We start from the raw sequence: 13354 nt of genomic DNA, 5'->3' as shown, positions 1-13354 counted from the left end.
CTAACCCTGCTTCGAGTCGGTCATCTTGAAGATGCCCTGCGCGTTGCTGCTGTCGAAGTTGAGATCGATCTTGCCGTTGTCAGGGTCGATCTTGCGCTGAATGAACTCCACGAATGAGCCTGGCACCTTGTGCGCCACCACGACGCCCTCGGCATTCAACAGCCCTCGGCTCACCGTGCAGGCCTTGTACGCGGTCTGCATGACCCTTCCCGAACCTGACACCTCGATGCTGTCCTTCATCGGCCGCTCGCGCCGATTCTGCTCTGCCACTGTCGCTTCCAGATCCACCACTCGATCGGTCAAGTGATTGAAGCTGTTGCCCTCGGTGGCGATCCACGCCATTTCCGCGCTTTCGCTCAGCAGTTGGTGATAGTCATCTTCCCGGACGACGCCGTGCTGGCGGCCAAACGCGCGATACAGCGCCGGCAGCAGGCGCGTGGCTTCCGCCAGGCTGCAATGCCGGGTGGTGCGCAGGCGATTCAGCACGCTCAGGTCTTCAGGGCTCAGCGGGTCACGGCTCGAACCGACGACACGGCTGACAGCGTCTTGAAACCCCTGGCTGAGACGCCCGGGATGCAGCTCGGAAACGAAGAACTGCGCGATGTCTTCGGGCAGGTCCATCTGGCGATAGCCCCAGCCGGTCATGTTCAGTTTGGTCAGCGGATAGGTGCGCACATCGGTGAAGCCCAGCGGCTCCAGCAGGCGCGAGAAGGCCTGACGACCGCGCGGTAATTCGCCGTTGCCTGCCCAATCGACGGTGCGGATGGCGCCATGATCAAACACCACCTTACGGCCGGCCTCGAACTGCTCATCCACATAACGAAGCCCGTCGGGCACGGCCTCTACCAACTTGTGGAACAGGCACAGGTTCAACGCTTCGGCGAGCCAGACCCGATGGACCGCCTCATCAGACCATGAAAAACCGCCCAGCGCCTGCGGCACCTCGACGCGATGTTCAAGCCATTCGGCAGCGGGCTTGCCGACGGTGGACGCAACGAGGGTGAAGAGGCCTTGGAAAGCAGTCATGGATAGCGGCTCTGGGCGGGAAAGTCAGAGCGCTATGTAAGCCGTGATGGCGAGCGCCATCAAGCGAAAAGAAATAACGGGTTCATTCCTTTTTTGAATGCAGCGCCGTTCGAACTGCGCTGCGGATCGCGTGAATCACTGTAGGAGCGCGCTTGCCCGCGAGTGAGTTGGGTCAGTTATGCACATGGCGACTGACAAAACGCTTTCGCGGGCAAGCGCGCTCCTACAGGATTTGCATGCGCTTAAGCGACTGGATTCACAGCCCAAAGGCGCGCTTCCGTTCCCGGAAGGATTACGGCGCGTACGGCAGATCCCGTTTGTGTTGGGTCTTGCGGTAAGTGCTGACAATGATCTCGGCGGTTTCCTGTTTGACCGGCTCGCCGTGCAGGAAGGCATCGATCTCTGCGTAGCTGATGCCGTGTGCCGCTTCGTCCGGTTTGCCGGGGACCAGTTCTTCGAGGTCGGCGGTGGGGACTTTTTCGACGAGGTTTTGCGGCGCGCCGAAGCTGCGGGCGATCGCGCGGACCTGGTTCTTCACCAGACCGCTCAACGGCGCCAAGTCGCAGGCGCCGTCGCCAAACTTGGTGTAGAAGCCCATGACCGCTTCAGCCGCATGGTCGGTGCCGATGACCAGCCCGCCTTTCACGCCAGCAATGGCGTACTGGGCAACCATCCGCGCCCGGGCCTTGATGTTGCCTTTGACGAAATCCACGGTACTGGCCGGCTGGCCCTCGAACGCCTTTATCTGATCAACCAGCGCTTTCACTGAGGGTGCGATGTCCACCGTGTGACGCTCGTCCGGGTTGATGAAATCCACCGATGCCGTGGCTTCGTGTTCGTCGTGCTGGATGTGGTACGGCAGGCGCACGGCGACGAACGTGTAGGCATGGTCGCCGGTGCTTTCACGCAGCTCGCGAATGGCGCGTTGGGCCATCAAACCCGCTGTCAGCGAATCAACGCCACCACTGATGCCCAGCACCAATACCTTCAGACGGGCGTTGTGCAGGCAGTCCTTGATGAATTGCACGCGGCGGCTGACTTCCGCCTGCAGCGCTTCGTCATTGGCGAAAGGCGGCTGGACGTTGAGCTGCCGGGCGATCTCGCGCTGTACGTCTTGCATGATTGACTCCTTGAGCAAAAAAGGAATGGCATGAAAAAAGGGCGTCGGTCGGTGCTCGACTCAGGCTGGCACCTTGAATACGTGGCGCAGGTAGGACACGAACTCCGGGTCCTTGCACTGGGTTTTGCCGGGCTCGTCGGAAATCTTGGCCACGGGCTGGCCGGCGCAGGCGGTCATTTTCAGCACAATGTTCATCGGCTTGATCCCCGGGATGTCAGCGGTCAGGTTGGTGCCGATCCCGAAACTGACATTGATGCGACCCCGCAGCGCGCGGAATATTTCCAGCGCCTTGGGCAGATTCAACCCGTCGGAGAACACCAGCGTTTTGCTCATCGGCTCGATACCGAGCTTCTGATAGTGCCGAATGCATTTTTCGGCCCACTGCACAGGATCGCCCGAGTCGTGGCGCAGGCCGTCGAAGAGCTTGGCGAAGAACAGGTCGAAGTCGCCGAGGAAGGCATTGGTGGTGATGCAGTCCGTCAGCGCAATACCCAGCAGGCCGCGGTACTCGCGCACCCAGCAGTCGAGCGCTGCAATCTGGCTGTCGATCAGACGCGGGCCGAGTTGCTGATGGGCCATGATCCATTCGTGGGCCATGGTGCCGAGGGGTTTGAGGTCGAACTTGCGCGCCAGATGCACGTTGCTGGTGCCGACGAACTGACCGGGGAAATCCTTTTTCAGCACTGAAACGACATCTTCCTGCACCGCAAAGGAGAACCGCCGGCGCGTGCCGAAGTCGGCGACTTTCAGTTCCGCCAGTTCATCGGCGGTGGCGGTTGCGGTCAGCCAGTCGAACTTGCGGTACAGCTGATCGCGGGCCTGGGTGAGCAAGGTTTCCGGGTTGCTGTGTCGGTTGCGCACTTCGCTGACGATGGCCAGGACGGGCACTTCGAAGAGGATAACGTGCAGCCAGGGGCCGGACAGGCGGATGCACAGCTCGTCGTTTTCGATGGTGGTCTGGACATAGCGCAGATTGAAGCGGAACAGCCCGAGAAAACGCAGGAAGTCGGGCTTCATAAAGTTGATGCGTTCGAGGAAACCGGTCTCCTCGACGCTCAGCGACAGGTCGCAGAGCTGCTCGATCTGATGGCGGATCTCGGCCAGATACGGCCTGAGGTCTTCACCGTTGCGGCAGCGAAACTCCCACTCCACTTCGACGTTGGGGTAGTTGTGAAGCACAGCCTGCATCATGCTCAGCTTATAGAGGTCGGTATCGAGCAGGTTCTGCACGATGCGGTCCGCGAAAGCGCTCTCACTCATTGTGTCGCTCCAGCCAGCAGCGGCCGCCAAGGTGCGGCCCGGGATTCAATTGGGTGTCGCATACAACCTTGCGGTAGCGCTGGGGCGGTACGTCCGGTTTGTTATTGACGATGGCCGACATAATGCCAGTCGTCGTGGAAGAGGGGCAGAAATGTTTCAGCGATCGTGGGACTGGCTTTAGCCGGGAAGGCGTCAGTCGTCACACCCCAGATTTGATGGTGAGCAAACGGGCCTCTTCCCGGCTGAAGCCGGTCCCACTAAAAGCCTTGCGTGCATCCAGTGGGGCTGGTGGAAACGCTAACTGTGGGACCGGCTTTAGCCGGGAAGCTGTCACTGAGGCGTTGGCTCGTTGAGCTGCTCGAGCATCCATTCCACAAACACGCGAATCTTCGGCACTTCGGCCGCGTGCTCGGGGTATGCCAGGTAATACGCATCCTGGCTGGGGAGGGCGTGTTGCCAGGGGATGATGAGCTTGCCGTCCGCCAGCTCTTCCTCAACCAGAAACCGGGGCAGCAGCGCGACGCCGCAGCCCACTTGCGCCGCGCGGATGCACATATAGATCGTTTCGAAGCGCGGGCCGTGATAGCTGTGCTCGGTCTGGTAACCCTGACTGTCGAACCAGTCATGCCAGGCCTGGGGCCGATGCGCGTTTTGCAGCAGGACCAGATCGGTCAGCTGCGTAGGATCGGTGAAGGGTTCGTCGGGCAGGCTGCCGGGGGCGCAGACAGGAATCAGCTCTTCACTGAACAGCTTCACGCTCTCGGCACCAGGCCGGGCACCACCGCCGAAATAGAATGACAGGTCGCAGCGGCTCTGGGCCAGGTCATCGCTTTCCTGCTCGTTGACCAAATCCAGATGAATATGCGGATGGCGCAAGCGCCAGCCCTTGAGTCGCGGCACCAGCCAGCGGGCGCCGAAGGTCGAGGGCGTCGACACGCGCAGGACTTCGGTTTCGCCGCCGTAGGAACGCAGGAAGTGCGTCGACATCTCCATCTGCGAGAGCACTTTGCGCACCTCGCCCAAGTACAGCGCGCCCGCTGGCGTCAGTTGCAGGCGCCGACGAACCCTGCGGAACAACAGGTGCTGCACCAATTCTTCCAACTGGGCGACCTGCTTGCTGACGGCGCTCTGGGTGAGGTTCAGCTCCTCGGCCGCACGGGTGAAACTCAGGTGACGGGTCACCGCTTCAAAACATTGCAGCGCGGTGACCGACGGGAGATGGCGTTTGCTCAGCATATTCGGCTCGTTCAGCGTCAGCATGAAAAAACGGAATGATATCTCGCTTAATCGTCGTTTGTTGCAGTGTCGCCGGCCAGCTATTACTAGAGGCTGACGAAATAACCAATATTTGGCATTCCGCTTTTGCGCTTACGATCAGTTTCAGGAGAAACCATGCTCAACGACCTGCTTACCCGACTCGGTGTCGATGCCGCGCTTTATCAACAGGGCGACAAGCCTGTTCACACGCCGATCGATGGCAGCCAGGTTGCGTCGGTGAGCTGGGAAAGCGCCGCCGAAGTCGAGCAGCGCATTACCCGCGCCGACCACGCCTTCGAAGCGTGGCGCAAAGTGCCTGCGCCTCGTCGCGGCGAGCTGATTCGTCTGTTTGGCGAAGCGCTGCGCAAGCACAAGACCGACCTGGGCGAACTGGTGTCGTGGGAAGCCGGCAAGATCACTCAGGAGGGGCTGGGTGAAGTGCAGGAAATGATCGACATCTGCGACTTCGCCGTCGGCCTGTCGCGGCAGATGTACGGCCTGACCATCGCTTCCGAGCGCCCGGGCCACCACATGCGTGAAACCTGGCACCCGCTGGGCGTCGTCGGCGTCATCAGCGCATTCAACTTCCCTGTCGCCGTCTGGTCGTGGAACACCGCCCTGGCGCTGGTTTGCGGCAACTCGGTGATCTGGAAACCGTCGGAAAAGACCCCGCTGACGGCGCTGGCCTGCCAGGCGCTGTTCGACAAAGTAGCGGCTGAATTCTCGGACGCTCCTCAGTACCTCACCCAATGCATCGTCGGCGGCCGCGAAGCCGGTGAGGCATTGGTCGATGACGCCCGTGTCGCATTGATCAGCGCCACCGGCAGCACGCGCATGGGCCGCGAAGTGGCGCCGAAACTCGCTGCACGTTTCGCCCGCAGCATTCTGGAACTGGGCGGCAACAACGCGATGATTCTGACGCCGAGTGCCGATCTGGATCTGGCCGTGCGCGCGGTGCTGTTCAGTGCCGTCGGTACGGCCGGCCAACGTTGCACTACCCTGCGCCGTTTGATTGCGCATTCGTCGGTGAAGGCCGAGTTCGTCGAGCGCCTGAAAGCGGCGTACGCCAAAGTGCGCATCGGGCATCCGCTGGAAGGCAATCTGGTCGGTCCGCTGATCGACAAGCAAAGCTATGAAAACATGCAGGAAGCGCTGGAGCAGGCGTTGAGCGAAGGCGGCAAGGTGTTTGGCGGCAAGCGTCAGTTGGAAGATAAATTTCCCAACGCTTACTACGTCTCGCCGGCCATCGTCGAGATGCCGGAACAGAGCGATGTCGTACGCAGCGAAACCTTCGCGCCGATTCTGTACGTGGTCGCGTACGAGGAATTCAGCGAGGCGGTGCGCCTGAACAACGACGTGCCCCAAGGTTTGTCGTCCTGCATCTTCACCACCGACGTGCGCGAAGCCGAGCAATTTATTTCGGCACTGGGCAGCGATTGCGGCATTGCCAACGTCAACATTGGCCCGAGTGGTGCAGAGATTGGTGGCGCGTTCGGTGGCGAGAAAGAAACTGGCGGTGGTCGCGAATCCGGTTCGGACTCGTGGAAAGGCTACATGCGTCGCCAGACCGCCACGGTGAACTACTCCCGCGAACTGCCGCTGGCGCAGGGCATTACGTTTGATTGATGCTTTGCGTAGGAGCGTGGCTTGTCCCGCGATCTGGCGCGCAGCGGCAGTGAGTTAAATGATCGTGCCCACGCTCTGCGTGGGCACGCATCGATAGGCGCTCTGCGCCCGTTCTTGGTGACGCGGAGCGTCGCTAGCTGCATTACCACGCGGAGCGTGGGAACGATCAATGGTCTGGCTGTCTCTCTCCGAGGTTTTGCGATGCCGTTACGCGAAGAATGTCTGTGGGAAACGCTGACGCCGCAAAGGCCGGAAGCGCCCGCGTTAAGCGGGGAAGTGACTGTCGATGTGTGCGTCATCGGCGCAGGCATCACGGGTTTGTCGGCGGCCCTTCATCTGCTTGAGCAAGGCAAGACCGTCGCCGTCGTCGAAGCCCATCGCACCGGGCAGGGCGGGTCCGGGCGGAACGTAGGACTGGTCAACGCCGGCCTGTGGATTCCGCCTGACGAAATTGAAGCCGGCTTCGGCGAAAAAGTCGGCAGCCAGCTCAACACCATGCTCGGCAATGCGCCGGCGCTGGTCTTCAGCCTGATCGAAAAATACGGCATCGACTGCCAGGCCACGCGCAAAGGCACGCTGCACATGGCGCACAACGCCAAGGGCGAACTGGACCTGCGCAGCCGTGAGGAACAATGGAAACGTCGCGGCGCGCCGGTGGAGTTGCTCACCGGCAAAGCCTGTCAGGAAGCAACCGGCACCACCGAGATCACTTGCGCATTACTCGATCACCGCGCAGGCACCATCAACCCGATGGCCTACACCAGCGGGCTGGCGGCGGCCGTCACGCAATTGGGCGGTCAGCGTTTCGATCACTCGCCGGTCAAACGCCTTGAGCGACAAGGCTCGCGCTGGTGCGTGATCACCGAAAACGGCGTGGTGCTTGCCGAGCAAGTGGTTATCGCGTCCAACGCCTATACCGAGGGCGAGTGGACGGCGCTTCGGCGCAACTTCTTTCCCGGCTATTACTACCAAGTGGCCTCGGCGCCACTGACCGAACACGCGGCGCAACAGATTTTGCCGGGCGGGCAGGGCTCCTGGGACACGCGCCAAGTGCTCAGCAGCATTCGTCGCGATGCCGATGGCCGGCTGTTGCTGGGCAGCCTGGGCAATGGCAATCAGAAGCCCGGCTGGTTCTTGAAGGCATGGGCCGATCGCGTCCAGCAGCATTATTTCCCGTACCTCAAGCAGGTTGAGTGGGAATGCACCTGGACAGGCTGCATCGATTTCACGCCCGATCACTTGCTGCGCATGTTCGAGCCTGCACCAGGACTGGTCGCTGTCACCGGTTACAACGGACGCGGCAACACCACCGGGACGGTGGTCGGCAAAGCATTTGCCGATTATCTGTGCAGCGGCAACGCCAGTGTTTTACCCATCCCCTTTGCGCAGATGCAGCCGCTGGCAGCCGTAGGAATGCGCAGTGCTTTGTACGAGGCTGGCTTTTCGCTATACCATGCGGGCCAATGCCTCAGAATCGTGATCTGAGAAGAACTCTCTCTCCAGAACAACGCTTCTTCCTACATCCACTACCCTCAAATGGTGCGGCCCGTAGCGGATTCGCACCGACGGTGTGCAGTTCGGTGACGCAGGCTGTTACAACAGGGTTGTACAGGTGAGGATGGCGCGGTTGCGCGCCTGCCCCAATAGGGTTGCTCTTTTAAAGTCGCGAGGTTGCACCTTGCGCGGTTTAGACGGTTGCACGCCCTGTGAAAAAGGGCAGAAATCAGTCGGATAGCGACAAAACGACGAGTTTCTCAAGAATAAAAAACCGATGGCACGCCACTTGCTCGCAGCAGCTCTGTGGTCGCAGTGCTAATTAAAAAACCCAGGAGCACCAACTCATGTCGCAGACGTTCTACAGAAAAGGCTTTCTCGCACTCGCCGTGGCTACTGCCATGGGTGCGGCTTCATTTGCGCAGGCCGACATCAAGATCGGCGTTGCCGGCCCGATGACCGGTGCCAACGCCTCATTCGGCGAGCAGTACATGAAGGGTGCTCAAGCAGCTGCCGACGCCATCAACGCTGCGGGCGGGGTGAACGGGGAGAAAATCGCACTGACCGCCTACGATGATGCGTGCGAACCGAAACAGGCCGTTGCCGTTGCCAACAAGGCCGCGTCTGACAAAGTCGCCGGCGTTGTCGGTCACTTCTGCTCCTCCTCGACCATCCCGGCGTCGGAAGTCTATGACGAAGCCGGCATCATCGCGATCACCCCTGGCTCCACCAACCCGACCGTCACCGAGCGCGGCCTGAGCGCCATGTTCCGCATGTGCGGGCGTGACGATCAGCAAGGCATCGTTGCCGGCGACTACATCGTCGACGTGCTCAAGGGCAAGAAGATCGCCGTCATCAACGACAAAGACACCTACGGCAAAGGCCTGGCAGACGCCACCGCCAAGCAGCTGACCAAGCGCGGCGTCAAGCCAGTGCTGGAAGAGGGTCTGACCCGTGGCGAGAAAGACTTCAGCGCCCTGGTCACCAAGATCCGTTCCGTTGGCGCTGACGTCGTTTATTTCGGCGGCCTGCACCCGGAAGCCGGTCCACTGGTTCGCCAACTGCGTGAACAAGGCCTGAAAGACGTCAAGTTCATGTCCGACGACGGCGTCGTCACCGACGAACTGGTCACCACCGCTGGCGGCGCGCAATACGTCGACGGCGTGTACATGACCTTCGGCGCCGACCCGCGCATGCTGCCAGACAGCAAGGCTGTGGTTGAGCAGTTCCGCAAATCCGGCTACGAGCCTGAAGGCTACACCCTCTACGCGTACGCTTCGGTTCAGGCCCTGGCGGCTGGCTTCAACGGCGCCAAGTCGAACAAAGGCGAAGACGCTGCCAAGTTCCTGAAAGCCCACCCTGTCAAAACCGTCATGGGCGAGAAAGCCTGGGACACCAAGGGCGACCTGAAAGTCTCTGACTACGTGGTTTACCAGTGGGACAAGGACGGCAAATACCACCAGCTCGAAAAGCAGAAGTGAGTTAAGCGCTTAGTCGGATTGGTTGTTTCCCGGGGGAGAGCCGGGACACAACCTGATCCGGTAATCGGCGCTGTCTGACGGCGGCGCCGGATTTCTTCTGTTGCCACTGTGCGTGCCGCTCTATTCCTCACGAGGGAGTGGTCGCCGCGCGCCAGGTTGGCCTTTCAAGTTCGTGAGCGTGCGTGATGGACGGTATTTTCCTGCAGCAAATGGTCAACGGCCTGACACTGGGCTCGGTCTATGGCCTGATCGCCATCGGTTACACGATGGTCTACGGCATCATCGGCATGATCAACTTCGCCCACGGCGACGTGTACATGATCTCCGCCTACCTCGCAGCCATCGGCCTCGCCGTGCTGTCGTTCTTCGGCGTTGAGTCATTCCCCTTTCTGATTCTCGGCACACTGATCTTCACCATTGTGGTGACCGGTGTGTACGGTTTCGTCATCGAGCGAGTGGCGTACAAGCCGCTGCGTAACTCGACCCGTCTGGCGCCGCTGATCAGTGCGATCGGCATCTCCCTGATTCTGCAGAACTACGCGCAGATCGCTCAGGGCCCACGCCAGCAAGGCGTACCGACCCTGCTCGAAGGCGCCATGCGCTTCGATGTCGGCAGCGGTTTCGTACAGATCACCTACACCAAGATCTTCATCCTGATCGCCGCCTTCGTCGGCATGGGTGTACTGACCTACATCATCAAGTACACCAAGCTGGGCCGGATGTGCCGCGCCACGCAGCAGGATCGCAAGATGGCCTCGATTCTGGGCATCAACACCGACCGGGTCATTTCCTACGTGTTCGTCATCGGCGCAGCCATGGCGGCATTGGCCGGCGTGCTGATCACCATGAACTACGGCACCTTCGACTTCTTCGCCGGCTTCGTCATCGGCATCAAGGCGTTTACCGCAGCAGTGCTCGGCGGCATTGGTTCGTTGCCGGGCGCCATGCTCGGGGGGCTGATCCTGGGGGTTGCCGAGTCGCAGTTCTCCGGTCTGATCAACTCCGACTACAAAGATGTGTTCAGTTTCGGCCTGCTGGTAGTGATTCTGATCTTCCGTCCCCAAGGCCTGCTGGGTCGCCCACTCGTGGCGAAGGTATAACCATGTCTGCACCTACTAAACCCATTGATATCAAACAAAGCCTGATCGACGCGGTGATCGCCGGGCTGCTGGCGCTGATCGTGTTCGGCCCGATCGTCGGCATCGTGCTGGACGGCTACGGCTTCAACCTGCAACCCGGCCGCGTCGCCGTGCTGGTGGGCGTGGTCGTTGTCGGTCGCTTCTTCATGAGCCTGTTCCTGCAGACGCCGAAGGGCGTGGCCATCGCCCAAAGCTTTGAAAATTCGGGCTCTGGCGTTCACGTGCTGCCTCCGGGATACAAGACGCGTCTGCGCTTTATCATTCCGCTGATGATCCTGATCGCGGTGATTTTCCCGATCTTCGCCGACAAGTACGTGCTGACCGTGGTCATCCTTGGCCTGATCTACGTGCTGCTGGGCCTGGGCCTTAATATCGTGGTCGGCCTCGCCGGTCTGCTCGATCTGGGTTACGTGGCCTTCTATGCGATTGGCGCGTACGGCCTGGCACTGGGTTATCAGTATCTGGGCCTGGGGTTTTGGTCGGCGTTGCCGCTGGCAGCCATTGCGGCGGCGCTTGCCGGTTGCATCCTCGGCTTTCCGGTGTTGCGCATGCACGGGGATTACCTGGCGATCGTGACCCTGGGGTTCGGCGAGATCATTCGTCTGGTGCTCAATAACTGGCTGTCGTTCACCGGCGGACCGAACGGCGTGGCAGTGCCGGCGCCGACCTTCTTCGGCCTGGAATTCGGACGTCGCGCCAAAGACGGCGGCATCCCGATCCACGAATATTTCGGCTTCGAGTACAACCCGGATCTGAAATTCATCTTCATCTACACCGTGCTGTTCCTGGTCGTGCTGGCTGTGCTGTACGTCAAGCACCGCCTGACGCGCATGCCGGTCGGGCGCGCATGGGAAGCATTGCGTGAGGACGAAATCGCCTGCCGCTCCATGGGCCTGAACCACGTGCTGGTCAAGCTTTCGGCCTTCACCATCGGCGCCTCGACGGCGGGTCTGGCCGGCGTGTTCTTCGCCAGCTATCAAGGCTTCGTCAACCCGACCTCGTTCACCTTCTTCGAGTCCGCGCTGATCCTCGCCATCGTCGTGCTGGGCGGCATGGGCTCGACCGTCGGCGTGGTTATCGCCGCCTTTGTGCTCACCGTCGCGCCGGAACTGCTGCGCAGCTTCGCGGAATACCGCGTCTTGCTGTTCGGCATCCTCATGGTGCTGATGATGATCTGGCGTCCCCGTGGCCTGATTCGTATCAGCCGTACCGGCGTGCAGCCACGCAAAGGCGTGCTGGCCAACGTGGAGGGCGCGTGATGAGCGACGAAATCGTTCTGTCCGTCGACAACCTGATGATGCATTTCGGCGGCATCAAGGCTCTCAGCGATGTCAGTCTGCAAGTGCGGCGCAACTCGATCTTCGCCCTGATCGGCCCGAACGGCGCCGGCAAGACCACAGTATTCAACTGCCTGACCGGTTTCTACAAAGCCACTGGCGGGCGTATCGAGCTCAATGCGCGGGGCAAGAAAACCAACGTCATTCAGCTGCTCGGCGAGCAATTTCGCGCCGCCGACTTCGCTTCGCCCAAGCGCTTCGGCAGCCGGCTGTACTACAAGATGTTCGGCGGCACGCACCTGGTAAACCGCGCGGGGCTCGCGCGAACTTTCCAGAACATTCGCCTGTTCAAGGAAATGTCTGTCGTCGAGAACCTGCTGGTCGCACAGCACATGTGGGTTAACCGCAACATGCTCGCCGGCATCCTCAACACCAAGGCCTATCGCAAGGCCGAAGACGACGCCATGAACACTGCGTTCTACTGGCTCGAAGTGGTGGATCTGGTGGACTGCGCCAACCGTCTGGCTGGCGAGCTTTCCTACGGCCAGCAACGCCGTCTGGAGATCGCCCGCGCCATGTGCACGCGGCCGCAGGTCATCTGCCTGGACGAACCGGCAGCCGGCCTGAACCCTCAGGAAACCGAGGCGTTGAGCGGCATGATTCGCCACCTGCGCGACGATCACGACATGACCATCGTGCTGATCGAGCACGACATGGGCATGGTCATGGGCATTTCCGACGACATCGTCGTGCTTGACCACGGCAACGTGATCGCCAAGGGTAAACCGGAGCAGATCCGCAATGATCCGAAAGTGATCGCCGCGTACCTGGGCGCTGATGAAGAGGAGTTGGTATGAGTAAGCCGATCCTCGAACTGAAAGAGATCGACGTGTATTACGGGCCGATTCAGGCCCTGAAGAAAGTCTCGATGCACATTGACGAGGGCGAGACGGTCAGCCTGATCGGCTCCAACGGCGCGGGTAAATCCACGCTGCTGATGTCGATCTTCGGCCAGCCGCGCGCCGCTAGTGGCCAGATCATCTACCAGGGCACCGACATTACGCACAAGTCGTCGCACTACATCGCGTCCAACGGTATCGCGCAATCGCCGGAAGGCCGCCGCGTGTTCCCGGACATGTCGGTGGAAGAGAACCTGATGATGGGCACCATCCCCATCGGCGACAAACACGCGAGCGAGGACATGCAGCGTATGTTCGAGATGTTCCCGCGCCTTAAAGAGCGTCGCAACCAACGAGCGATGACGATGTCCGGCGGCGAACAGCAAATGCTCGCCATCGCCCGTGCGTTGATGAGCCGTCCCAAGTTGCTGCTGCTGGACGAGCCGAGCCTGGGTCTGGCGCCGATCATCGTCAAACAGATCTTCGCGACGCTGCGTGAGCTGGCGCAGACCGGCATGACCATCTTCCTGGTCGAGCAGAACGCCAACCATGCGCTGAAGCTGTCGGACCGCGCTTACGTGATGGTTAATGGCGAGATTCGCCTGACGGGCACGGGTAAGGAGTTGCTCACCAACGAGGAGGTCAGGAACGCTTATCTCGGCGGTCACTGATGCCCGATTACTGCTGTTAAAACAAGCCCCGGGTGGATAACTTTCGGGGCTTTTTTATGAGGGATCCGAATTGTGGAAAACAATTTTGGGCATCTGCGAAGACG

At 60.7% G+C, this 13354-nt stretch carries 11 protein-coding genes; 7 read left to right on the top strand and 4 right to left on the bottom strand.

The features are described from left to right. The 4 genes from OKW98_RS26520 to OKW98_RS26505 all read right to left on the bottom strand — a co-directional run bounded on the left by OKW98_RS26520 (position 1) and on the right by OKW98_RS26505 (position 4642). Positions 1 to 1026 (bottom strand): DUF1338 domain-containing protein, encoded by a 1026-nt coding sequence (locus OKW98_RS26520; RefSeq protein ID WP_265387340.1) that lies wholly within the window; start codon positions 1024 to 1026, stop codon positions 1 to 3. Positions 1027 to 1318: 292 nt separating this feature from the next. Further along, on the bottom strand, positions 1319 to 2146 hold the full coding sequence (gene nadE / locus OKW98_RS26515) for an ammonia-dependent NAD(+) synthetase (protein WP_265387339.1): 828 nt from the start codon (positions 2144 to 2146) through the stop codon (positions 1319 to 1321). A gap of 60 nt (positions 2147 to 2206) precedes the next feature. Then, the gene (gene pncB, locus OKW98_RS26510) at positions 2207 to 3406 is read right to left on the bottom strand and encodes a nicotinate phosphoribosyltransferase (protein ID WP_265387338.1); all 1200 of its coding nucleotides are present in this window, start codon (positions 3404 to 3406) and stop codon (positions 2207 to 2209) included. 330 nt (positions 3407 to 3736) lie between these two features. Then, positions 3737 to 4642 carry a LysR family transcriptional regulator gene (locus OKW98_RS26505; RefSeq protein ID WP_265387337.1) on the bottom strand — a complete coding sequence of 302 codons (906 nt, stop codon included), beginning with the start codon at positions 4640 to 4642 and terminating at the stop codon, positions 3737 to 3739. A 156-nt stretch (positions 4643 to 4798) separates the two neighbouring features. On the opposite strand from OKW98_RS26505, the gene OKW98_RS26500 reads away from it, so the two are divergent. The 7 genes from OKW98_RS26500 (at position 4799) to OKW98_RS26470 (ending at position 13250) form a co-directional block, all read left to right on the top strand. Next, positions 4799 to 6289, top strand: a complete 1491-nt coding sequence (locus tag OKW98_RS26500) for an aldehyde dehydrogenase family protein (protein ID WP_265387336.1) — start codon at positions 4799 to 4801, stop codon at positions 6287 to 6289. A gap of 201 nt (positions 6290 to 6490) precedes the next feature. Next, positions 6491 to 7774 carry an NAD(P)/FAD-dependent oxidoreductase gene (locus OKW98_RS26495; protein WP_265387335.1) on the top strand — a complete coding sequence of 428 codons (1284 nt, stop codon included), beginning with the start codon at positions 6491 to 6493 and terminating at the stop codon, positions 7772 to 7774. A 356-nt stretch (positions 7775 to 8130) separates the two neighbouring features. Next, complete coding sequence (locus OKW98_RS26490; protein ID WP_265387334.1) at positions 8131 to 9264, top strand: ABC transporter substrate-binding protein; 1134 nt, start codon at positions 8131 to 8133, stop codon at positions 9262 to 9264. A 185-nt stretch (positions 9265 to 9449) separates the two neighbouring features. Beyond that, complete coding sequence (locus OKW98_RS26485) at positions 9450 to 10364, top strand: ABC transporter permease subunit (RefSeq protein ID WP_037015668.1); 915 nt, start codon at positions 9450 to 9452, stop codon at positions 10362 to 10364. Positions 10365 to 10366: 2 nt separating this feature from the next. Then, entirely contained in the window at positions 10367 to 11662 is a 1296-nt protein-coding gene (livM, locus tag OKW98_RS26480; RefSeq protein ID WP_265387333.1) for a high-affinity branched-chain amino acid ABC transporter permease LivM, read from the top strand. After that, the gene (locus tag OKW98_RS26475) at positions 11662 to 12537 is read left to right on the top strand and encodes an ABC transporter ATP-binding protein (protein WP_133774501.1); all 876 of its coding nucleotides are present in this window, start codon (positions 11662 to 11664) and stop codon (positions 12535 to 12537) included. Before livM ends, OKW98_RS26475 begins: the two co-directional genes overlap by 1 nt. Beyond that, complete coding sequence (locus tag OKW98_RS26470) at positions 12534 to 13250, top strand: ABC transporter ATP-binding protein (RefSeq protein WP_065987777.1); 717 nt, start codon at positions 12534 to 12536, stop codon at positions 13248 to 13250. Before OKW98_RS26475 ends, OKW98_RS26470 begins: the two co-directional genes overlap by 4 nt. Positions 13251 to 13354: the final 104 nt, after the last annotated feature.

The organism is Pseudomonas sp. KU26590 (genome assembly GCF_026153515.1).
Lineage (GTDB): Bacteria > Pseudomonadota > Gammaproteobacteria > Pseudomonadales > Pseudomonadaceae > Aquipseudomonas.
Note: the sequence above shows the minus strand (reverse complement) of the source record. Positions and strands in the feature narration are given on the sequence as shown.

Excerpts from the sequence above, each read along its gene's own strand:
- OKW98_RS26470 (WP_065987777.1), top strand. The coding sequence starts at position 12,534 with ATGAGTAAGCCGATCCTCGAACTGAAAGAGATCGACGTGTATTACGGG.
- OKW98_RS26505 (WP_265387337.1), bottom strand. The coding sequence starts at position 4,642 with ATGCTGAGCAAACGCCATCTCCCGTCGGTCACCGCGCTGCAATGTTTT.
- pncB (WP_265387338.1), bottom strand. The coding sequence starts at position 3,406 with ATGAGTGAGAGCGCTTTCGCGGACCGCATCGTGCAGAACCTGCTCGAT.
- OKW98_RS26520 (WP_265387340.1), bottom strand. The coding sequence starts at position 1,026 with ATGACTGCTTTCCAAGGCCTCTTCACCCTCGTTGCGTCCACCGTCGGC.
- nadE (WP_265387339.1), bottom strand. The coding sequence starts at position 2,146 with ATGCAAGACGTACAGCGCGAGATCGCCCGGCAGCTCAACGTCCAGCCG.
- OKW98_RS26485 (WP_037015668.1), top strand. The coding sequence starts at position 9,450 with ATGGACGGTATTTTCCTGCAGCAAATGGTCAACGGCCTGACACTGGGC.
- OKW98_RS26490 (WP_265387334.1), top strand. The coding sequence starts at position 8,131 with ATGTCGCAGACGTTCTACAGAAAAGGCTTTCTCGCACTCGCCGTGGCT.
- livM (WP_265387333.1), top strand. The coding sequence starts at position 10,367 with ATGTCTGCACCTACTAAACCCATTGATATCAAACAAAGCCTGATCGAC.
- OKW98_RS26495 (WP_265387335.1), top strand. The coding sequence starts at position 6,491 with ATGCCGTTACGCGAAGAATGTCTGTGGGAAACGCTGACGCCGCAAAGG.
- OKW98_RS26500 (WP_265387336.1), top strand. The coding sequence starts at position 4,799 with ATGCTCAACGACCTGCTTACCCGACTCGGTGTCGATGCCGCGCTTTAT.
- OKW98_RS26475 (WP_133774501.1), top strand. The coding sequence starts at position 11,662 with ATGAGCGACGAAATCGTTCTGTCCGTCGACAACCTGATGATGCATTTC.